Origin of the sequence: Flavobacterium sp. UBA7680 (assembly GCF_002482975.1) — a bacterium.
Classification (GTDB): Bacteria; Bacteroidota; Bacteroidia; order Flavobacteriales; family Flavobacteriaceae; genus Flavobacterium.
The window spans coordinates 395,682-417,921 of the sequence record NZ_DLHA01000032.1; the positions used below are offsets into that span (position 1 = coordinate 395,682).

13 protein-coding genes are annotated in these 22,240 nt (G+C 34.9%); 10 read left to right on the forward strand and 3 right to left on the reverse strand.

All coding sequences use genetic code 11. The features are described 5' to 3' along the window. Positions 1-63 precede the first annotated feature (63 nt). Together B3C18_RS15630 and B3C18_RS15635 are read right to left on the reverse strand one after the other, a co-directional pair. Entirely contained in the window at positions 64-531 is a 468-nt protein-coding gene (locus B3C18_RS15630; protein ID WP_291148467.1) for an NUDIX hydrolase, read from the reverse strand. Between the two features lie 68 nt (positions 532-599). Then, entirely contained in the window at positions 600-1,523 is a 924-nt protein-coding gene (locus B3C18_RS15635) for a YybH family protein (RefSeq protein ID WP_291148470.1), read from the reverse strand. 164 nt (positions 1,524-1,687) lie between these two features. Between B3C18_RS15635 and B3C18_RS15640 the strand changes: the two genes are divergently transcribed. After that, positions 1,688-2,857 carry a DUF4861 family protein gene (locus B3C18_RS15640; RefSeq protein WP_291148472.1) on the forward strand — a complete coding sequence of 390 codons (1,170 nt, stop codon included), beginning with the start codon at positions 1,688-1,690 and terminating at the stop codon, positions 2,855-2,857. 421 nt (positions 2,858-3,278) lie between these two features. On the opposite strand, the gene B3C18_RS15645 is transcribed toward B3C18_RS15640, so the two are convergent. Beyond that, positions 3,279-4,310, reverse strand: a complete 1,032-nt coding sequence (locus B3C18_RS15645; RefSeq protein WP_349680585.1) for a LacI family DNA-binding transcriptional regulator — start codon at positions 4,308-4,310, stop codon at positions 3,279-3,281. A gap of 190 nt (positions 4,311-4,500) precedes the next feature. On the opposite strand from B3C18_RS15645, the gene B3C18_RS15650 reads away from it, so the two are divergent. The 9 genes from B3C18_RS15650 to B3C18_RS15690 all read left to right on the forward strand — a co-directional run bounded on the left by B3C18_RS15650 (position 4,501) and on the right by B3C18_RS15690 (position 22,202). Next, positions 4,501-4,953, forward strand: coding sequence for a YhcH/YjgK/YiaL family protein (locus B3C18_RS15650; protein WP_291148473.1), 453 nt, complete (start codon positions 4,501-4,503; stop codon positions 4,951-4,953). 190 nt (positions 4,954-5,143) lie between these two features. Beyond that, positions 5,144-5,956: an SDR family oxidoreductase gene (locus B3C18_RS15655; protein ID WP_291148474.1), complete on the forward strand. Its 813-nt coding sequence runs from the start codon at positions 5,144-5,146 to the stop codon at positions 5,954-5,956. Positions 5,957-6,102: 146 nt separating this feature from the next. Further along, positions 6,103-7,287, forward strand: a complete 1,185-nt coding sequence (gene uxuA, locus B3C18_RS15660) for a mannonate dehydratase (RefSeq protein WP_291148476.1) — start codon at positions 6,103-6,105, stop codon at positions 7,285-7,287. 218 nt (positions 7,288-7,505) lie between these two features. Further along, complete coding sequence (locus B3C18_RS15665; protein ID WP_291148477.1) at positions 7,506-9,137, forward strand: DUF4955 domain-containing protein; 1,632 nt, start codon at positions 7,506-7,508, stop codon at positions 9,135-9,137. Positions 9,138-9,469: 332 nt separating this feature from the next. Next, positions 9,470-13,561 (forward strand): two-component regulator propeller domain-containing protein, encoded by a 4,092-nt coding sequence (locus B3C18_RS15670; RefSeq protein ID WP_291148479.1) that lies wholly within the window; start codon positions 9,470-9,472, stop codon positions 13,559-13,561. A 214-nt stretch (positions 13,562-13,775) separates the two neighbouring features. After that, positions 13,776-16,778 (forward strand): SusC/RagA family TonB-linked outer membrane protein, encoded by a 3,003-nt coding sequence (locus tag B3C18_RS15675; protein ID WP_291148480.1) that lies wholly within the window; start codon positions 13,776-13,778, stop codon positions 16,776-16,778. Positions 16,779-16,791: 13 nt separating this feature from the next. After that, the gene (locus B3C18_RS15680) at positions 16,792-18,312 is read left to right on the forward strand and encodes a RagB/SusD family nutrient uptake outer membrane protein (RefSeq protein ID WP_291148482.1); all 1,521 of its coding nucleotides are present in this window, start codon (positions 16,792-16,794) and stop codon (positions 18,310-18,312) included. Between the two features lie 188 nt (positions 18,313-18,500). Beyond that, positions 18,501-19,673, forward strand: coding sequence for a glycoside hydrolase family 88 protein (locus B3C18_RS15685; RefSeq protein ID WP_291148485.1), 1,173 nt, complete (start codon positions 18,501-18,503; stop codon positions 19,671-19,673). A 108-nt stretch (positions 19,674-19,781) separates the two neighbouring features. Beyond that, positions 19,782-22,202, forward strand: coding sequence for a glycoside hydrolase family 2 protein (locus tag B3C18_RS15690; protein WP_291148488.1), 2,421 nt, complete (start codon positions 19,782-19,784; stop codon positions 22,200-22,202). Positions 22,203-22,240 lie beyond the last annotated feature (38 nt).

Sequence of the window (22,240 nt, forward strand, 5' to 3'; positions counted from 1 at the left end):
GATTAATTGAATCAGATGACCAAAATGGAAATTACAAAAATTAATTCAAAAACTACTTTGATTCTATAACGTAGCCGAAATTTTAGAAACCATCTGAATTATAAAATCGGCTTGTGCGGGGTTTATTTTCTTTAAAGCTTCGGCTGTTTGAAACCATTCGCCTCGGTCTACTTCGGGGAACTTTTCTGTTTTTCCCGATTTCGGCGGCCATTCCATTTCAAAATCGTTGCTTTTTATCAAAGTTTCATCAACCTCAAATTCAACCGCCCAGGCATGGACAATTTTACCCGATTTTAGTTTTACGTATTCCAGCTTAATAAAATCGCCATCGACCTCAAAACTCGTTTCTTCCTTAAACTCGCGTACAGCAGCATCAAGCGGATCTTCATCATCTGTATATTCACCTTTAGGAATCGACCAGCTTTCTAAATCTTTATTTGCCCAAAGCGGACCGCCCGGATGCACCAGAAAGAAAAAAATAGTCTTGTCTACAAATTTATACGGCAATATTCCGGCGCTTTGTTTCTTCATGAGGCTGTTATTTATTTTTTCAAAAATCTAGTCTATAAATATCGTTATACTTTTTGGAATATCAGAGATTAATTATGGTTAACCATTTGACGGTAAAGCATTAATATTCCGTTTTCATCTCTTTTCCAAAGATTAATGCTTTTTCCGGTTACGATGGCTCTTCCCTTTTTATTGTCCCACGAAACATCGACATAATAATAACCGTACTCGATAACAAAATTCTTTACAGGAATAATTCTGCTTGCTTTAATGGATATGGAATCAATTGAAACTCCATTTGGTTTTTCGTGTTCAACGAAATACGGTTTAATATTTTCAAATCCAATAAACATTGGCGTATCGTATGTTAGGTAAATGGCATCTTTTGTAAAGAATTCAACCGCGTGTTTTTCTCCTTCTCGCTTTGTTACAAGTTCGGCAATGCGTAGATTTCGTTTATTGACTTCATCCTCTAAAGACTTTTTTACAGCAGGTTTTGGTGTATCACTTTCTTTTGTTTTAATGGAAGCAAAATTAGTTCCGTCAATTGCTTTGTTTGCTCCCCAGATTTCTGATGCTAAAGTCAGTTTTCCGTCTTTTCCTATTTTCCAAACATTCAAATATTTTCCGTCATAAACCAGTGCGCCGCCTTTATCATTTATTGCATCAATATTAAAAGTTCCAATTTCAATTCCGTAATTATCAATCAGCTGAACTTCAAAAATATCTCGTTTATAAGCATTTATTTTAAAGTTAGAAAGCCATTGCTGATAATAGGATTTTATATCTTCTTTTGTGTATAAGGCTTTGTGATACTCAGGCATACAAACAGGTGCTGTATCATCATAATACTGTACTATAACCTTACTGTCGTTACGCAAAAAAGAATCTGCTGTCTGGCTGTTTACCGCTTTTAGTTTTTCTTTTAACTGTTCCGTATTCTTAATAGTTTGTCCCTGCAGATTCGTAAAAACCAAAAGGAAGATCATAATGGATAAATATCTATTTTTCATACTTTTAGAATATTTAAATTGATCTCTTAAAAGTAGAAAAAAAATGCATATATAAAATTCACTATCAACGATTTGTACATTATTACTCCTTTTATGTATTCATGATGCCGTTTAGATTTGTATTTTTATGAAATAAAAAAAGCAAAAATTAAAACTATTATATTTTGAAAAAACATTTTTTATTCACCGCAATTCTGGCTGGCAGTTTTACCATTCAGGCTCAAAATAAAATCATAACGGTCAGCAATAATCTGAAAGTTGACAGAGAATTTGAAACCGTTGAACTCACAAAAAAATCACTTGGACTAACTGCAGATTCTAAACTTGAAAATTATGCTGTAAAAGACATCAGCAGCAATTCATTTTTAGAAACTCAAACCGTAGACAATGACGGTGACGGAACTGCGGATGTGCTTTTATTTCAACCCAAAATTAAAGCTTCGTCAAAACAAGATTTTGAAGTTTTTGTTGGAACAAATCCTTCGGCTTCTAAAATCGTGAGTTGTTATTCGAGATTTGTTCCAGAACGAACAGATGATTATGCTTGGGAAAACAATAAAGTGGCTTTTAGAACTTACGGGCCTGTGGCTCAAAAAATGGTTGAAGACAAAATTCCAGGCGGAACTTTAACCAGCGGAATTGATGCTTGGCTAAAAAGAGTCGATTATCCTATTATCAATAAATGGTACGAAAAAGCAACTAACGGAACAGGAACATACCACAAAGATACTGGTGAAGGCCTGGATAATTTCCATGTGGGCGACAGTCGCGGAATTGGCGGAATTGCTGTAAAAGTAGATGGTAAATATTATTTTTCTAAGAATTTCGTAAGCTGGAAAACCATTACAACTGGGCCAATTAGAACGAGTTTCATTTTAACTTATGCCGATTGGGATGCAAAAGGAAACAAAATAACGGAATCAAAACTAATCAGTTTAGATTACGGAAGTCAGTTTTCTCGTTTTGAAATCAATATTACGGGAACTAAAACTATTTCTGCCGGAATAACGCTTCATGAGAAAAAAGGAACTATTGGAACTAATTTAAAAAATGGCTGGTTAAGTTATTGGGAACCAATCGACGATTCTGAAATTGGTTTAGGTTTAGTCGCTCCAAAAGGTACATTAACGAGTTTTGATAATCATGTTACCGATGAAAAAGATTTGAGCAATCTTTACGGAGATATCTCTGTTAAAAACAATAAAGCAATTTATTATGTTGGTTTTGGATGGAAAAAAGGAAGTCCGTTTCAAACCAAACAAGAATGGGAAACCTATTTGACTTCTTTTGCTGAAAAAGTAAATAATCCTTTAGTCGTGAAGGTTAAGAAATGATTCTGCCACGAAGGCACTAAGACACAAAGGTTTTTATTCTCATTATAGTTTTACCACGAAGTCACTAAGATTTATACTCATTTTTGTCATTTCGAGGAACGAGAAATCTCCGCAAGTAGCTCGGCAACAAGAGTCCAATCTTTGTAGAGTTTCTCGCGAAGATTTCTCGTTCCTCGAAATGACAAGATTGTGTTTAACCTTTTTTTTATTTTATCACAGGAAAATAATTCCACTATAAGATGATTTCTAACTTAAACATAGCCCACGGTTTCAACCGTGGGAAACGTATTGTGGTTATGAATTGCGTCCCACGGTTGAAACCGTGGGCTATGTTTGAAATACTTTGGTTACAGGCTGTATTTTATTTTAAAAATAACCTGTGCAAACCCATTTCATCCGTAAAACCCGCGGGCAATTAAACTCAATGCCTCGCAGGAAAATAATTCTCCTTTAAGATAATTTCCAGTGGAATATAATGTGTGCGTTCTGCATCTTCCTGAAGAACCAGTTTTTTGTATAAATAATTGATTCCCATATAACCTTGACTTTCGGGTCTTTGGTTGATTAAAAAATCGATCACGCCTTTATTTAGGTATTCGATATTTTCATTTAATAAATCGTAACCAATAATTCGGATACCTTTTATATTGTTTTGTTCCAAAAATCTAGCAACAATATAAGCCCTTGAATTCGGTACAAAAATACTGCTGATTCCTGAAAACATTTCGAGATTCATTTGATCGATTCCTGAATCTTTAATCGTTACTTCTGAAAATTTAAAATTCGTAAGTTCTTCATTTCCTTTAAAGAAAGAATAAAATCCGTCGATCCGCTGCAAGTACACAGAAGTGCTTTCGATTTCACGGGTAATTTTAAAAATCAAAACATGTCTTTCGTTTTTCACCGCAAAACTGATTAATCTTCCAGCCAGATAACCGCTTTGAAAAGCATCCTGACCTACATAAGCGTGATCATCTTCATTCGAAATATTCGAATCGATCATCACAACGGGAATATTTTTCTTTTTGTATTCATTTAAAAACTGAACAGAATCTTCGTAAAATATTGGAGCAAATAATAATCCGTCGCAATCGAACTCCAATACTTTTTTGACAGATTCCTTAAAAGAAGCGGCATTAAAATCGTAAAAGAAATAATCCAGAACGATTCCGAATTTGCTAAATTCCAAAGCAGCTTTCTCAATACCTTCAACCTGACTTCTCCAATATTCTAATTTTTCATATTTAGGAAGAAAAACCGCAAAATGAAACTTCTTATTTAAGGCAAGATTACTGGCCAGAATATTTCGCTTATAGCCAAATTCTTCAATTATAGCATTGACTTTATCAACAGTTTCCTGTGCAGCCTGACCGCGATTATGTATAATCCTGTCAACAGTTCCGGGCGAAACATTGGCTAATTCGGCAATTTTTTTAATTGTTATGATATTGATTCTTTTTTAGTTAAAATAATAAAAGCTCTATGGTATAAATTATTTTTTTTAGCAAAAATAAGTTGTTTTACATTACAATTTACATACATTTGTAAAATACCGTGTGCGTACACGTAAAAATACACATAATATAAAAACGGCAAAGAATTTTTATATTATTATTTCAAAAACCAAAACAAAACTTTACCCAATGATTGTAGATTCATTACATAATGCAGCTAAATATTATAGTCTGCATCCTAATTTTCAAAAAGCTTTTGAGTACGTAAATCAAACTGATATTGCAAATCTTGAAGCGGGAACTATAGAAATTAATGAAGGTTTAAAATTAATCGTGATTCACGGCGACGGAAGTACGAGAGAAGAAAGTATTAAAGGATTTGAATGCCACGATAAAAACATTGACATTCAGATTTCAATACAAGGCCCTGAAACTTTTGCATGGAAACCGAGAGAAAAATGTGTTAGTCCGAATGGCGATTACAGCGACGAAAGAGATGTTCGTTTTTTCCACGATAAACCGGATATGTTTTTTGAACTTCAGGAAAAACAATTTGCGATTTTATTTCCGGAAGATGTTCATGCCGCGATGATTGGCGAAGGTTTTTTGAAAAAACTGGTATTTAAAGTTAGAATCTCCTAACGGAGAAAAATTCCAAATTTTAAAATTCCAAATTCCAAGTGAAAACTTAAAATATTATTTTTCAAAAATTGGAATTTGGGATTTAAAATATTGAGATTTAAACATAAAATCAAACACATATAAATATACTTTACTTTCCAGAAGTTTGGAATTTGGAATTTAAAGTATTGAAATTTTTAAATAAAACTAAATGGATTCAATATTTAATCTAAAAGGAAAAATTGCACTTATAACAGGCGGTGCCGGAGTATTAGGAAGCAACTTTGCAAACGTTTTGGCAAAACAAGGCGTAATTGTTGGGATTGTTTCTCAATCGATTGAAAAAGCATCAAAAACTGTAAAAGATATAGAAGCGAATGGCGGACAAGGATTTGCGATTCAGGCGAATGTTTTGAGCAAAGAAGAATTAGAAAAAGCAAAAAACTTTATCGTTGAAAAATATGGCAAACTTGACATCTTAATTAATGCTGCAGGAGGAAATATGCCGGGCGCAACGATTCAGCCGGATCAGGCCGTTTATGATATGAAAACGGATGATTTACAAAAAGTTGTCGATTTGAATATCATTGGAACCATGCTTCCAACTCAGGTTTTTGCGGAGCTTTTTGCAAAACAAAAATCAGGAAATATTATCAATATTTCATCGGCATCGGCACAAAGACCTTTAACGAGAGTTGTAGGTTATTCTGCTTCAAAAGCGGCAATTGACAACTTTACACAATGGATGGCGGTTGAATTAGCCCAAAAATATGGCGAAGGAATTCGTGTAAATGCGATTTCACCGGGATTTTTTATTGGAGAACAAAACCGTGCTTTATTATTAACTCCAGAAGGAAAACTGACTCCAAGAGGCGAAAAAATTATCGATCATACTCCAATGGGAAGATTTGGAACTCCGGAAGATATTGACGGTGCACTTTTATTTTTATGCAGCGACATGTCAAAATTCGTAACAGGAACAATTTTAAAAGTTGACGGTGGTTTTGCTGCAACAAGTATTTAAGATTTCTCACGTCCTGCAAGGTTTTCAAAACCTTGTAGGTATAAATTATACGTTTATATAAATTAAAAAAATACCTATATAATAAATTAATACACCTACAAGGTTTGAAAAACCTTGCAGGAGAACAAACCAAAAACACATAACAAATGGAACAAACATTAAGATGGTTCGGGCCAAATGATCCTGTTTCTTTACAAGATATTGCACAAACAGGAGCAACCGGAATTGTAACGGCTTTACACCATATTCCAAACGGAGAAGTTTGGAGCATTGACGAAATCATTCAACGAAAAGTAGAGATTGAACACGAAAACGGAGATCCTAAAAAAGGTGCTTCGGGTTTGACTTGGTCGGTTGTGGAAAGTATTCCGGTACACGAAGACATTAAAAAACAAACGGGGAATTATCTTCAATACATTGAAAATTATAAGGAAAGCATTCGGAATCTGGCTTTATGCGGAATTAAATGTGTGTGTTATAATTTCATGCCGGTTTTAGACTGGTCAAGAACTGATTTGTCTTATACGGTTGAAGATGGTTCGAAAGCTTTACGTTTTGATATTAATGCTTTTGCGGCTTTTGAATTATTCATTTTGAAAAGACCGGGCGCAGAAAAAGAATATTCTGCAGAACAGACTCAAAAAGCTAAAAACTATTTTCTGGCTATGACGGATGAAGATAAAGTAAAATTACAAAGAAACATTCTGGCTGGACTTCCGGGTGCAGAAGAAGCTTATTCTGTTGAAGATTTTCTAGTTACATTAAGTGGTTACCATCATATTGACAGACAAGCTTTAAAAGATAATTTATTCTACTTTCTACAACAGATTATTCCGGTTGCCGAAAGTAAAGGTGTTTTGATGGCGATTCATCCAGACGATCCGCCCTACCCGATTTTAGGTTTGCCGAGAGTTGTTAGTACGGAGGAAGATTTGATTGAATTAATGAATGCTGCGCCTTCTAAATCAAACGGGTTTACAATGTGTACAGGTTCGTACGGCGTTAGAGCGGATAATGATTTACCGGGAATTGTAAGACGTCATGGTGATAAAATGAATTTTATTCATTTAAGAAGTACGCAACGAGATGAAGAAGGAAGTTTCTATGAAGCAAATCATCTTGAAGGTGATGTTGATATGTATGAGGTTGTAAAAGCAATTTTAGAAGTGGAGAAAAGAAACAAAACCAAATTGCCAATGCGCCCGGATCACGGACACCAAATGCTGGATGATTTAAAGAAAAAAACAAATCCGGGTTATTCTGCAATTGGGCGTTTACGAGGTCTGGCAGAATTGCGAGGACTTGAATTAGGGATTAAGCGATCCGTGTAAAGTTTTGCCACGAAGGCGCTAAGGCGCGAAGTTTTTTTTAAAGCCACAGATTAAAAAGATTTTTCTAGTTGCAGTCAACTTTGTCAAAGTTTAAAACTTTGACAAAGTTCTCATCAAGACGCCGACAATAAGGCGTAAAAACAAAAAAACTTTGCGCCTTAGCGCCTTCGTGGCAAACCCACACAATAAAACTAACTAACCACAAAAACCACAAAACCATGATTCGCCAAACTATCCTTATATCCTGCAGCCTCTTTATGAATGCTGTGTTGGCTCAGGAAACACCAAAAATTATTACTTCAAAAACAGATTATCTTCCTGATTTTAGTTTTGCGGGATATCATTTCGGCGAAAGCCAAATTCCTGAAGCTAACGGAAAAATTATTAATGCTGTTGATTTTGGCGTAAAAGCAAATGATAATTTAGACGATTCAAAAGCTTTATTGAAGGCTTTAAAAGCTGCAAATGCCATTGACGGAAATGTTATTTTACAATTACCTCAAGGCAAAATTATTCTGAGTGAAATTGTCTATATAGAAAGAAGCAATTTCGTACTTCGCGGTGCAGGTTCCGGTGAAAACGGAACTGAAATTTACTGCCCAAGACCGATGATGTATCTTAAAGATCCGGAATCTCTGGCGGAACTTCGTGAATATCTTACCACTTTTGACAAAAGACAACGCGAACCTGAAAATAATGTCGATCTGCCTTTTTCACAATATGCGTGGTCTGGCGGTTTCATTTGGACACAAATTCCGGGTGAACGTGTAAAATCTTATTTGGATAAATACGAACCGGATTCTAATGTTTTGGCGAAAGTCAGTTCTGGGAAAATGGGTGAATTTACGATCAATGTTTCTGATGTAAAGAATCTAAAAGTTGGTGATATTGTTGAATTGGAATTATTCAATAAAGATGGTGAAAATGGCGAAATAGTTAAAGATTTATACCAAGGTGCAAAAGTGAAACCGGGTTCGCATCACTGGCAGTTTCCAAAACTTCCTATTGTGAGACAACAGGTTGAAATTGTGAAGATTTCAAATTCAAAAATTACCATAAAAACTCCTTTGACCATTTCGATTAAACCTAGTTATCAGGCGCAATTGGTAGAATGGAAACATTTAAATGAAGTAGGAATTGAACATCTTCGCTTTACTTTTCCTGATATTCCGAGAGTGGCGCATCATATTGAACCGGGAAATAATGCTGTTTTCCTGACTCGTCTTTTTAACAGCTGGGTGAATGATGTAAAAATCACCAATGCCGACAGTGGAATTTTAGGCGAAGAAATCTCAAATGTTACGGTTCAGAATATTATTACCGATGGACCACATTTGTCGCATTATACGGTAACTTTAGGTGGCGTACATAATGTTTTAGTGAAGAATCTTAAAATCTACAATAAAGCGGTTCATCCGTTGAGTTTCAATACTTTTTCTACTAAAAACGTATATCAGGATTGTGAAATATTTGCTGATGCTCTTTTAGATCAGCATTCGGGAGCGAATCATCAAAATTTATTTGATAATATAACGGTTCATATTACGGCTGATAAAAACAATAGTTACTTTTTATTTGGCGGCGGCGGTGCTGATTACTGGAAACCGTCACACGGACCTTTCAGCACGTTTTGGAATTTGAATGTACAAGTCGAAAATCCAGATCAGTCAAAACCGGTTTTATTATACGGAATGAAAGACGGTGCTTTCGCCAGAATCATTGGCGTACACGGAAATACAAAATTTGAAATCAAATACGACGTCGATCCTTATATTGAATTTTTAAACACGTCGATAGAAAAAATCCCGTCTTTGTATAATTATCAATTAAACAAACGCTTAAAAAAATAATTTAAACACATAGAAACATAGTTTTTAGAACCGTATAAAGGCGTTTCACTTGCATTAACAATCATAGGTTTTGCGTAAAGCTATGTGTGAAAAACTAGTTTTTTTGATTCCCTTTTATAAAAAGAAAATCTATGTTTCTATGTGTTTAAATATCTAGCCACAGATTTCACAGATTAAAAGGATTATTTCTGTACGCAAAGATTAGCCACGAATTCACGAATTTTTTGAATTAAATTCTTTTTAATAATTCGTGAATTCGTGGCTATAAAAAAATCATTTTAATCTGTAAAATCTGTGGCAAAAAAACAATTCTTCACTAAAACTTAAATGCTATGAAGTATAAAGTAGCTTTTCTCGTAACCGTACTTATTTTCGGAAATATGTTTTCCCAAAATAAATACCGCCTTAAAAATATTTCTACAACCGACGGGCTTTCGCAGAGTTCTGTTATTGCCATACATCAGGATAAGTTTGGGCAGATGTGGTTTGGTACTCGCGACGGACTGAATAAATACGACGGCAGCCGATTTACGATTTTCAGGAATGATGTTAATGATAAATCTTCCATAAGCAACAATGATATTTTGGCAATTGTTGAAGACAATTCTGGGAAAATCTGGGTTGGAACTTACAATGGTTTGAATTGTTACGATCCTGTTTCTGGCAAATTCACGAGATATCTGCATACCAAAGCCAATCACACGATAAGCAATAATGCGGTTTGGACGATTAAAGAAATTGACGGCGAAATGTGGTTTGGAACTTCAAAAGGATTGACAATTTTGAATAAAAGTACTGGAAATTTTACTTCAGTTTTTCATTCAGATATAGATACTTCTACACTTCCGAGCAATAATATTTTAAGCATTGTAAAAACCAAAAAAGGTGAAATCTGGATTGGAACCACAAAAGGTTTATGTCAGCTGACAAGCAGAAAAGGCAGCAAATTTTCGTTTAAAAATTATCCGTTAAATCCTGTTGATTTATTAACGGTACAATCGGTTATTGAAGATAAAACGGGTAATTTATGGGTTGGAACAAAAAATAAAGGGCTTTTAAAATTCGATCAAAAACAAAAAACTTATGTTCCTTTTATAGATGCTGCAAAATTCAACGAAATCAATAGTGATATTCGATCTTTAATAATTGACAAACAAGGTTCTTTATGGATTGGCGCTTATGACGGAATTTACATTTTAGGGCAAGATAAAAGTCTGCAAAAAATAAACAACAGCAATAACAGCAACGGAATCGACAAGGTAAAATCTGTTTATATGGATAAAAAAGGTTCGATCTGGATTGGCTGTTACTACAAAGGTGTGAATCTTTGGGACGTTTCAAATGTCAATTTCTCTAATTATAATCAGAATTCAAAAAAGATTCCGATGAGTTTTGATGTGGTTAGTTCGATTATTGCCGATAAAAATCATAATATTTATTTTGGAACAGAAGGCGGCGGAATCACGATTTACAATCAAAATACCGAAGCCGTAAGTTATATCAACAGCAAAACGGGTCAGGCCAATAAAAACGACATTAAATCAATGTGTCTTTCTGACGATCATATTTTGTGGATTGGAACTTTTTCTAAAGGTTTATCGGCTTACAATACGATTTCAAAACGAATTGAAGACAACCGAATTACTTCGGATTTATTGACTTTATTAAAAGAAAGCGGTGTTTATTCGCTTAAAACAGAAGGTTCTGTTTTATGGATTGGGACTTTTGGAAAAGGTTTAATTCGTTATGATACAGCAAATAAGAATTTTCAAATTATAGGAAATGACAATACAAAACCTGTTTTTCTAACCAATAATATTGTTCGAACTATTTTAGTTGACAAACAAAATTACGTTTGGGTTGGAACTCAAAATGGTTTAAACCGAATTCCGTTAAAAAATTTCAATCCGCAGCAATATAAAATTCAGCATTTCTTTTATGATCATGCCGCTTTGTCCGGCGACGACATTTTGACTTTGTTTCAGGATTCTCAACATAAAATCTGGGTGGGAACAAAAGCTAAAGGACTTCATTATTTTGATGGAAAAAAATTCATTCACATTAATCTTAAAGTAGGAAATACGGTAATTACTTCGATACATTCCATTTTAGAAGATGATGATAGAAACTTATGGATCAGTACCAATTTGGGAATTATCAAATACAATACAACTAAGAAAAATATTGTAATATATGATCAAAAAGACGGATTGGCAAGTAATGAATTCAATGATAATTCGGCTTTAAAATTAGATTCGAATCAATTCTATTTCGGAAGCCCATCTGGAGCCACTTATTTTGATGCTGCAAAAATTTCCCTAAATCAATACGCTCCTCAGGTTTTAATTACGGATTTGAAAATCAAAAACGAAACCGTAAATCCAAGTGATGAAGATGGAATTTTAGAAAAAAGCATTGGTTTTACTCAAACTATAACGCTTGATTATGACAAAGCTAATTTCTCGATAAACTTTGCGATTCCAAACTACATTCGATCAAAGAACAATCAATACAGTTATCGTTTAATTGGTTTGGAAAATAACTGGACAACAACTAAAAATGCTGAAGCTAATTTTGCGATTCAAAATCCGGGAACTTATGTTTTTGAAGTTCGCGGTGCTAATAATGACGGCGTTTGGAACAAAACTCCGGCAACGCTTACGGTTGTTGTAAATCCGGCTCCGTGGCGCAGCATTTGGGCATTTTTATTGTACGGAATTATTATTGGTTTAGGTTTATACGGTTTGATCTGGATTATGAAATCGAAAGCGAGATTGAAACAGAAACTGGAACTGGAATATCTGGAAACGAAACGTATTGAAGAAAATAACCGTGCAAAACTGGATTTCTTTACTAATATTTCGCATGAATTTAGAACGCCTTTAACTTTGATTTTAGGGCCGTTACAGCAAATTCTGGCGGATTATAACGGAACGAACGAAATGTACAAAAAGCTTTTAGTGATTGAAGGAAGTGCAAATCATCTTTTAAGTTTAATTAATCGTTTAATGGATTTCAGAAAATTGGAGAATGATCAGGTTACGTTAGAATCTGCTAACGGAAATATTGTAAAATTCACTAAGGAAATCTTTTTATCATTTATAGAATATGCCAAAGACGGCGGTTACGATTATACTTTTGAAACTTCGGATGAAGAAATATCGGTTTATTTTGACCGATATAAACTCGAACGTGTATTTTATAATTTGATTTCGAATGCGTTTCGATATACACCAAAAGGCGGAACGATCAACATTAAAATAAATCACGATCACGAAAATCTCTTTATTGCGGTTGAAGATTCAGGAGTGGGAATTTCAGAAGAACATATTGATAAAATTTTCGATTTATTTTTTGAAGTGCCAACGCATAATCAGGTTCAGAAAAATTACAATAAAGGAACTGGAATTGGTCTTTCAATCGTAAAGAATATTGTAAAACTGCACAAAGGTTCGATTGATGTTACGAATAAAACTTCGGGCGGTGTTATTTTTAAAGTGACGCTTCCGCTTGGGCGTGAACATCTTTTAGACAGCGAGATTATTCCTGATTTTAAAATCAGCGACGATATTGCGCAATATACGGCGCAGCTTGAACCTTCAGAAACTATAGAAAATGAAGACATTGACGATTTGATTGTTAATGAAGAAAAACAAACCATTCTGCTTGTTGAAGATCATAAGGTTTTGAGAAAGTTCATGAAAAACCTGCTCAAAAAAGATTATAATATTATTGAAGCCGAAAATGGAAAAATTGCTTTTGAAAAAGCTTTAAAATTTGTTCCGAATTTGATTATAAGCGATGTTATTATGCCCGAAATGGTAGGAACGGAGCTTTGTTCTAAAATAAAAGAAAACTTAAAAACGAGTCATATTCCGGTTATTTTACTGACTTCGAGATCTTCATTGGTTTATAAATTTGAAGGTTTAGAAAGTGGTGCCGATGATTACATCAGTAAACCATTCAACTTAATGGAATTCAGGCTTCGCGTTAAAAACCTTTTAAATTCAACCGAGCGTTTAAAACTCAAGTTTTCAAGCGAAGACAGTTTTATTCCTTCTGAAATAACGGTTTCATCTCTGGACGAAGAATTATTGAAAAAAGCGTTTAAAATTGTGGAGGATAATATTTCAAATGAACAATTTGATATTCCGTTTTTCTGTGCGGAATTAGGCGTAAGCCGCACCATGTTATTCTTAAAAGTAAAAGCCTGGACGAATTTTACGCCAAACGAATTCATTCATGAAATCAGGTTAAAACGTGCCGCTCAATTATTGGAACAAAACAAATTAAACGTTTCAGAAATTAGTTATAAAGTCGGCTTTAACAATCCGAAATACTTTAGCAAATGCTTCCAAAAAAGGTACGGAGAAACGCCGTCACAATATTCCGACAAATTTTATAAATCTACTGTCGTATTTTAAAAATCCCAATGTTTTATGGGCTTAAAAAAGGGTATCTGTATTTTTAGATACCCTTTTTTGTATTTCTATATCGTTTTCGGCATATACATTTGCGATATGAAAATCAAAAAAATAAACTTTTTATTGCTGCAAATTTTTTTTGTCGTTGTGATAATCGGAATGAGTTTATTGCTTTTCTACTTTCTCTAACATTAACCTTAAAACCAAAAAATGAATGTTTACAGACGAACAAATTAAATCGTTTAGATGGTATTTACTAGTATCTTTTTTACTGGCAAGTATCATGATGACTGCACAGGAACGAAAAGTTACCGGAAAAGTAACTTCGAGCGAAGATTTACTCGGTTTACCTGGTGCAAATGTCTATATCAAAAATTCTTCAGTTGGAGCAACTACAGATATGGATGGAAATTATACCGTTTTTGTTTCTGAGAAAAATGCTGTTTTAGTATTCAATTTCGTAGGATATCAAAGCGTTGAAATTCCGGTTGGAAACAAAACTGCCATTAATGTAAGTTTAAAACCAGATACTAAAAATCTTGAAGAAGTAATTGTTGTAGGTTATGGAACTCGTAAAAAGAGCGACATTACAGGTTCTGTGTCTTCGGTAACGGCAAAAGAATTGACTGCTTATCCGGTTCTAAGTGCAGAACAGGCTTTGCAAGGTCGTGCAGCAGGGGTTTCAGTACAAAGTAATAATGGTGGTGAGCCGGGTGCACCTGTAAAAATCAGGGTTCGTGGCGGAACTTCAATTAATGCAAGTGGAGATGCACTTATAGTTGTAGACGGTTTTGCAGGGGTTTCTATGCCTGCGCCTCAGGATATTGCTTCTATTGAGGTTTTAAAAGATGCTTCGGCAACAGCAATCTACGGATCAAGAGGTTCAAACGGGGTTATTATGGTTACCACTAAAAAAGGAAAACCAGGAAAACCGGTAATTGAATTCAGTAACTCTACTTCTATTCAAACGGTAAACAATAAACTGGATTTATTAGATGCAGATCAGTTTGCAGCGTACAGAAAAAGTTTTACTACACATACACAAGGTCCTGCAAATACAGACTGGCAGGATGTTATTTATCGCGATGGAATGATTTCGAATACACAATTATCATTTTCAGGCGGATCTGACACTGTGAAATATTATGTTTCCGGAACTTATTTCAACCAAAATGGAGTTGTAATTAATTCAGGAATTGACAGATATACGATTGTTGCTAATCTTGAAGCTGACTTATCTCCAAAATTTAAAGTAGGTTTAAATACTTTTACAAGTAAACAAAACAAGGACGGAATTGTGAGCCAGACTGGAGCCGGGGGAACTGGAGCTGCGGGTGTAATTGCATCGGCTTACAGATTTATGCCTGACAAAGGAATTTACAATGAAGACGGAACGTATACAACAACAGCGCCAATTGGTGATGACATTGACAACCCGTATGCAACTGCAATGGAAAATATTCTGGAAACAGTTTCTATTGTAAACAGAAACAATTTCTTTGCACAATACAAAATCACAAAAGATTTAGATTTTAAAACGACTTTAGGTTTAACGGATAATAATTCTCAAACAGGAAGATTTATTCCTTCAACTTTAATTGCCGGAAAAAATATCAAAGGAGAAGCTTCTGTAAACAACACTAGATTTTCTTCTTTCTTAACAGAGAATTATTTGACTTTTAAACGTGAGATTATCGAAAGAGGAGTTTTAACAGTTCTTGGAGGTTACTCTTATCAAAAAAACAAAAACGAAAGTTCGTTTGCAGCTTCAAGAGGATTCTTAACAAATACAAATTCATATAGAAATCTTGGTGCGGGAACTGTATTCTTAAAACCCGATTCTAATTTATCTGAAACTGAATTGATCTCTGCTTTCGGAAGGTTGAATTTTGATTACGATGATAAGTACTTACTAACGTTTACTGCCAGACGAGATGGTTCTTCAAGCTTTAGTAAAAACTACAAATACGGTACTTTTCCTTCTGGAGCAATTGGATGGAATATTGGTAAAGAAAATTTCTTAAAAGATAACAAAACGATTTCTAATCTTAAATTGAGAGCGAGTTACGGAGCAACAGGAAATCCATCAATTGGTGCCTACTCTACTTTATCTAGATTCTCAGAAATTTATGATGTGAGCGGTGACGTTATTGTAAATGCGGTTCAATTGACATCTTTGGATAATCCGAATTTGAAATGGGAAACTTCATACCAGCAAGATTACGGAATTGATTTAGGTTTATTTGATAACAGAATCAGCATTACGGCAGATTACTACAAAACGATCACGAAAGATTTATTATTCAACAGACCGCTTCCGGGAGTTTCTGGAATTGCTTCTCAGCTTCAAAATGTTGGAGAATTAGAAAACAAAGGTTGGGAATTAGGTATTAATTCTAAAAACTTTATTGGTCAGGATTTTACATGGAATACAAGCTTTAATATCTCTTCAAACAAAAACAAGGTATTAAAATTAGCTGATAATAAAGATTTATTGATCAACTCAACTCCGGGTCACTTCTTAGCAACAGAATCTCAAATTTTGAGAGTTGGTGAGCCGGTTGGTTCTTTCTTCGGATTCATTTATGATGGTGTTCTTCAACAAGGAGAAACTGCTTTACCGGGGAATTTTGAAACAACTGCAGGTGGTGAAAAATTCAGAGATTACAATGGTGACGGAAAATTAGATTCACAAGATAAAACGATTATCGGAAATCCAAACCCTGATTTCATCTTTGGTTTAAACAATGATTTCACATACAAAAATCTTGATTTGAATATTTTCTTCCAAGGTTCAGAAGGCGGACAAATCCTAAACTATACTTTAATGGAATTAGCATCTGGAAACAACAATGCTACAACAGAAGTTTTAGATGCATGGACCCCAACAAATACAGATACAAATGTTCCTAAAAATGCAGCAAGAACAAAAAGAGTTACGTCTAGATTTGTTTATGATGGAAGTTACATCCGTTTGAAAAACATCTCTTTAGGATATAGTTTAAGTGAGAATGTTGTTTCTAAATTCGGATTAAGCAAAGTTCGTTTTTACATCAGTGCACAAAACCTTTGGACCATTACTGATTATCCGGGAACTGACCCTGAAACGAGTTACTTAAACGACAACAACTCAAGAAGTAATACCAATTTAGGATTGGATTATGGAGGTTATCCAAACGTGAGAACGTTTACAATGGGTCTAAACGTAAAATTCTAACAATAAAAATATCATGAAAAAATATATAGCTTTTCTTTTCTTGGGAACACTTACCTTTTTTGCATGTTCTGATTTAGAAGAACATCCGGTGGGAGTCATTCGTCCAGAAAACTTTTTCAATAATACCGACGATTTACAGGCAGCTGTAAACGGGGCTTTTGCTAACATTGCACATAACAATTATTGGGGACGAGAATTTACAATTGCCTTAATGCTTCGCGACGATATGTCTGACATTGGCGACAGAACTACACAAGCCGCACGTATCGATGTAAACGATATGAGTATGAATGATACAAATGCGCTTGTAGCTAACTTTTGGCCACAGTCGTATGTGATCATTACTGCAGCAAATCAGGCTATTGAAGGTGCTAAAAAAACGCCGGGAGATCCTGCAAAAGTAAACGCAATTGTAGCTCAGGCTTATTTTGCAAGAGCTTTTACTTATTATCATTTAGTACGTCTTTTTGGAGATATTCCGTACATTGATTTTGTAGTAAATGATGTTTCTCAGGTAAACTCTATAAGCAAAACAAAAGAAGCAGATGTTTATCCAAAAATTATTGCCGATTTAGAATTTGCAAAACAATGGCTTGATGACAAACCAAAAGTAAAAGCCGTTCCGGGAAAAGGTACCGCAGCAGGATATTTAGCTTCTGTTTATTTAACTTTGGGTCAATATCAAAAAGCGTATGACGAAGCAAAATATGTTATTACAAACGAAGCAAAATTTGGTTTAGGTCTTGATGCAGATTTTCAGGATTTATTTAACGCTACAAAAGCAGCTTCGTTAAAAGAACCATTATTTACAGTAGATTTTAATAACTTAACATCTGGAAATTACGGTCAGGATTATACTGCGTTTTTTACAGGTTCATTAAAAGATGACAGTTATAGCTACGGACAAGGATTTTCTGTTGCCGTTCCTTCATTAAAAGTATTTAATACTTGGGATCAAAGAGATTACAGAAGAGCAGTAAGTTTTGATACTATTATTAGAAAGAAAACCGGTCCGGGCGGATCATTGCAGGTATTTCCTTCAAGTGATAACGAAAAAGCGCCTCGTCCGCATATTGCAAAATACTATCGTTTTCCTGGGAAAGCGGGTGCAAACGGAAGAACTTCTCAGCACAACTATATTACAATGCGTTATGCCGAAGTTTTATTGACAGCAGCAGAAGCTTTAAACGAAATTAATCCGGGAACTTCAGAAGCCGATGGTTATGTAAACCGAGTTCGTGCAAGAGCAAGAAATAAAGGAGGAAGACAAGTTTCTTTCCCTGCAAATGTAACTCCAGGTTTGTCAAAAGCTGATTTCAAAAAAATGGTTATTGACGAAAGAAGATTAGAACTGGCTTTTGAATATATCAGATGGTATGATATCAAAAGATTGAAAAATGGTCCTGAAGTATTTGGTCCTGCAGGTTTAGAACCGCATGCGAATTTTAATCCTGATAAAGATTATTTATGGCCGTTGCCGGGAACAGAATTGGCTATAAATCCAAATTTAAAACCAAATAATCCTGGTTATTAATTTAGTACAATTATTATGGAACGCGGGTTTGGCGGATTCGCTTTGCGAAAACGCAGATTTTCGCAGATTTTTTTAAGATAAAACTATATTTTAAAATCCGTTTTATCTGCGTCTTCGCGAAAGCGAATCCGTTTCATCCGCGTTCAAAAACTTAGTATAGAAACTAAAAATAAAGATTAATTAGTAGTATGAATAGAGTTAGTTTCATTTTAATCCTTGGGTTTGCATCGCTGGTAACAGCGTGCAAATCTGGGATTAATTCTCAAACAAAAAGCACTGCAGCGGCAAATAATTTACTGGAAACGCGTTACAAAATGTTACTCGATTATCCGGTTGATTCTCTGTCAATGCCTAGAAGCATGAATATCAAAACCAATGAGATTCGCAAAGTCCCTTCAAGAGACTGGACAAGCGGTTTTTTTGCCGGAAATCTTTGGCAGTTATACCGATTGACTGGTGATTCTAAATATAAAGAACAAGCTAAAAAATGGACTCCTTTCAGCAAAAAGGAAAGTGTTAACAGTAATTCGCATGACGTAGGTTTTAAAGTGTTTTGCAGTTTCGGAGAAGCGCTGAAAGTGGAAAACAAGAAAGAGTACGAAGCGGTAATTATTAAAGGCGCCGAAACTTTATGCACAAGGTTTAATCCAAAAGTGGGTTCCATCCGTTCATGGGATTTCAACAAAGAAATTTGGGATTATCCGGTTATCATTGACAATATGATGAATCTGGAATTGCTGTTTGAAGCTTCTAAATTATCAGGAAATCCAAAATATCGCGATGTTGCCATTCAACACGCTAATACGACTTTAAAAAATCAATTTAGAGCAGACAACAGCTGTTATCACGTAATTGATTATAATCCGAATACGGGTGAAGTTAGAAAGAAAACTACTTTACAAGGTTTCAATGACGATTCGGTTTGGGCACGCGGACAAGGCTGGGCAGTTTACGGATTTACAATGTCATACCGATATACAAAAGATCCGGCCTATTTAAAACAAGCTGAAGCCACTGCAAAGTTTTTCATGACGAATAAAAACCTGCCGGAAGACGGAATTCCGTATTGGGACTTAAAAGATCCTAGTATTCCAAATTCGCCGCGAGATGTTTCAGCAGCAATGGTAATGGCATCGGGATTATATGAATTGTACAGTTATACACAAAATAAAAGTTATTTGGCTTTCGCCGATAAACTAATAGCATCGGTTCAAACTGATAAATATATTTTAGATTCTAAAATCAAGGCTCCTTTTCTATTCGATCACAGCACAGGAAACTGGCCAAAACACGACGAAATTGACGAACCAATAATCTACGCCGACTATTATTTTCTGGAAGCGTTACTTAGAAAAAAGTAAGTTAAGGGACTGAGGTGCTAAGATACTGAGGGACTAAGGTTTTTAGCCTCAGCATCTCAGTATCTTAGAACCTCAGTATCTTAGCACCTCAGAACCTAAAAAAAACTTATGAAGAACTCATTATATCAAAACAATACATTTTCAATTTTTGCGCTTTTTGTTTTTTTTCAGATTTGTCTGAGCAGCAGTTTTGCTCAGACAAAGATGAATTTTAACGACAACTGGCTGTATCTTGAAAATCATACTTCAAATCTTACCGAAGCGCAAAAAGCTTCAAACTGGACTTCTATAAATTTACCACATACCTGGAACGCCGAAGATGCAACCGATTTATACCCGGGTTACCGACGTGACGCAAGCTGGTATCAAAAGAAATTAAATATTACGCAAATTGATAAAAATAAAGTGTATTCGCTATACTTTGAAGGTTCAAATATTACCACAAAAGTGTATGTAAACGGAAAAGAAGCCGGCGGACACATTGGCGGTTATATTGGCTTTTCTATAGACATTACCAACTTTATTAAAGAAGGAAACAACGATATTTTTGTTCGTGTAGATAATAGTTACGACATCGAAATTATTCCATCTCAAAAAAGTGATTTCTTTATTTATGGCGGAATCACGCGTGATGTTTGGTTCGTTTCGAAATACAAAAATCATATTGATAATTTAAAGATTACAACGCCTGAAGTTTCGGCTAAAAAAGCTTCGGTACAAATTGTTTCTTCTTTTATAAATGCAGATAATTCAAAAGATTTATCGTTAACGGTAACACTTAAAAATCCGAAAGGAAAAAAAGTGGCAAGTAAAACTATTTCTGTTTCTGATAAAACTTCGACAATCACTTTTGAAAACATCAAAAACCCGGAACTTTGGGATACCGAAAAACCAAATTTATATTCCTTAACGGCTGTTTTATCAGAAAAAAATCAAATTAAAGACAGCGTTTCTGAAAAAGTAGGTTTTAGATGGTTTGAGTTTAAAGATCACGGTCCTTTCTACTTAAACGGAAAACGTTTGTTGATTCGCGGAACACATCGCCACGAAGAACAAGCCGGAGTTGGCGCCGCAATGAGCAACGCACAACATTGGGCCGACATGAAATCGATAAAAGATATGGGTGCAAATTTTGTTCGTTTAGCGCATTATCCGCAAGATCCTGAAATTTATAAAGCTTGTGATGAACTTGGACTTTTAGTTTGGGATGAATTACCTTGGTGCCGCGGTGGAATTGGCGGTGAACTTTGGCAGACAAATACTAAAAACATGCTCAAAGAAATCATCAATCAAAATTACAATCATCCGAGTATTATAATCTGGTCGCTGGGAAATGAAATGAACTGGCTTCCTGATTTTCCTAACGGAGACAATACAGAAAAAACAAATGTCTTTTTAACGGAATTAAACGACATTGCGCACAAACTAGATCCAACCAGAAAAACAGCCATTAGAAAATATTATGAAGGTTCGCATATTGTAGATGTATTCTCCCCTTCTATCTGGTCTGGCTGGTATTCCGGAAGTTACAAAAGCTACCAAAAAGCAATTGATGTTTACAAAAAAGAATACAAACATTTCATCCACGCCGAATATGGCGGAGACAGCCACGTAGGCCGTCACAGCGAAAACCCTGTAACAGGCGAAAATGTTATAAAAGCCGAAGGCTGGGAAGAAGCAATTGTACAGACTAAAGTTGCGAATATTGCCCAAATTGGCGATTGGAGCGAAAATTATATCGTTGATTTATTTGACTGGCACTTGCATATATCCGAGAATGACCCAAATTTTGTGGGAAATGTACAATGGGCATTTAAGGATTTTGCAACGCCTTTACGTCCGGAAGATGATATTCCGTATATGAACCAAAAAGGTTTGGTGGACCGAAACGGAAATCCGAAGGACGCGTATTATGTTTTTAAAAGTTATTGGGGTGCAGCACCTTTCGCTTACATAGAATCGCATACCTGGACAGAACGTCAAGGTCCTGAAAATACACCAAGAACTATAAATGTTTTTAGTAATTGCGAGAAAGTTACCTTATTTCATGACGGAAAATCTCTTGGTGAAAAGCAAAGAAATCTTGCTCTATATCCTGCAAATGGCCTAACTTGGGATGTCAACTTTAAAAAAGGAGAAAATGTTTTAGTGGCTATTGGTAAAAATAAAGACGGTAAAACGGTTTCTGATACGATTAAGGTTAATTATCGTTTCAATAAAAATGATACAGCTTCGTCTTTACAATTGTCTTCAGAGAAACTAAAAAATGGTAATTATCTGGTTACGGCAATTGCAATTGATAATAACAATTTACGCTGCTTAGATTATGAAGAAAGTGTTTATTTCCAATGTCTGAAAGGTGGAAAAACTTTGAAGAATCAAGGAACACCAACTGGAAGTGAATCGATAAAAATGGCAAACGGAAAAGCATCTATCGAAGTTATTCCTGATGGTTCTAATGAGCCTATTGAAATGACGGCTTTAAATCAGAGTTTTAAAGGAGAATATTTGAAGATTCCTGTTCAATAAGATTTTTAGCCGCTAAGGCGCAAAGACACAAAGTTTTT

Coding starts and splice junctions, on each gene's coding strand:
- B3C18_RS15650 (WP_291148473.1), top strand. CDS start 4,501: ATGATTGTAGATTCATTACATAATGCAGCTAAATATTATAGTCTGCAT.
- B3C18_RS15685 (WP_291148485.1), top strand. CDS start 18,501: ATGAATAGAGTTAGTTTCATTTTAATCCTTGGGTTTGCATCGCTGGTA.
- B3C18_RS15655 (WP_291148474.1), top strand. CDS start 5,144: ATGGATTCAATATTTAATCTAAAAGGAAAAATTGCACTTATAACAGGC.
- B3C18_RS15665 (WP_291148477.1), top strand. CDS start 7,506: ATGATTCGCCAAACTATCCTTATATCCTGCAGCCTCTTTATGAATGCT.
- B3C18_RS15630 (WP_291148467.1), bottom strand. CDS start 531: ATGAAGAAACAAAGCGCCGGAATATTGCCGTATAAATTTGTAGACAAG.
- B3C18_RS15680 (WP_291148482.1), top strand. CDS start 16,792: ATGAAAAAATATATAGCTTTTCTTTTCTTGGGAACACTTACCTTTTTT.
- B3C18_RS15690 (WP_291148488.1), top strand. CDS start 19,782: ATGAAGAACTCATTATATCAAAACAATACATTTTCAATTTTTGCGCTT.
- B3C18_RS15635 (WP_291148470.1), bottom strand. CDS start 1,523: ATGAAAAATAGATATTTATCCATTATGATCTTCCTTTTGGTTTTTACG.
- B3C18_RS15670 (WP_291148479.1), top strand. CDS start 9,470: ATGAAGTATAAAGTAGCTTTTCTCGTAACCGTACTTATTTTCGGAAAT.
- uxuA (WP_291148476.1), top strand. CDS start 6,103: ATGGAACAAACATTAAGATGGTTCGGGCCAAATGATCCTGTTTCTTTA.
- B3C18_RS15675 (WP_291148480.1), top strand. CDS start 13,776: ATGTTTACAGACGAACAAATTAAATCGTTTAGATGGTATTTACTAGTA.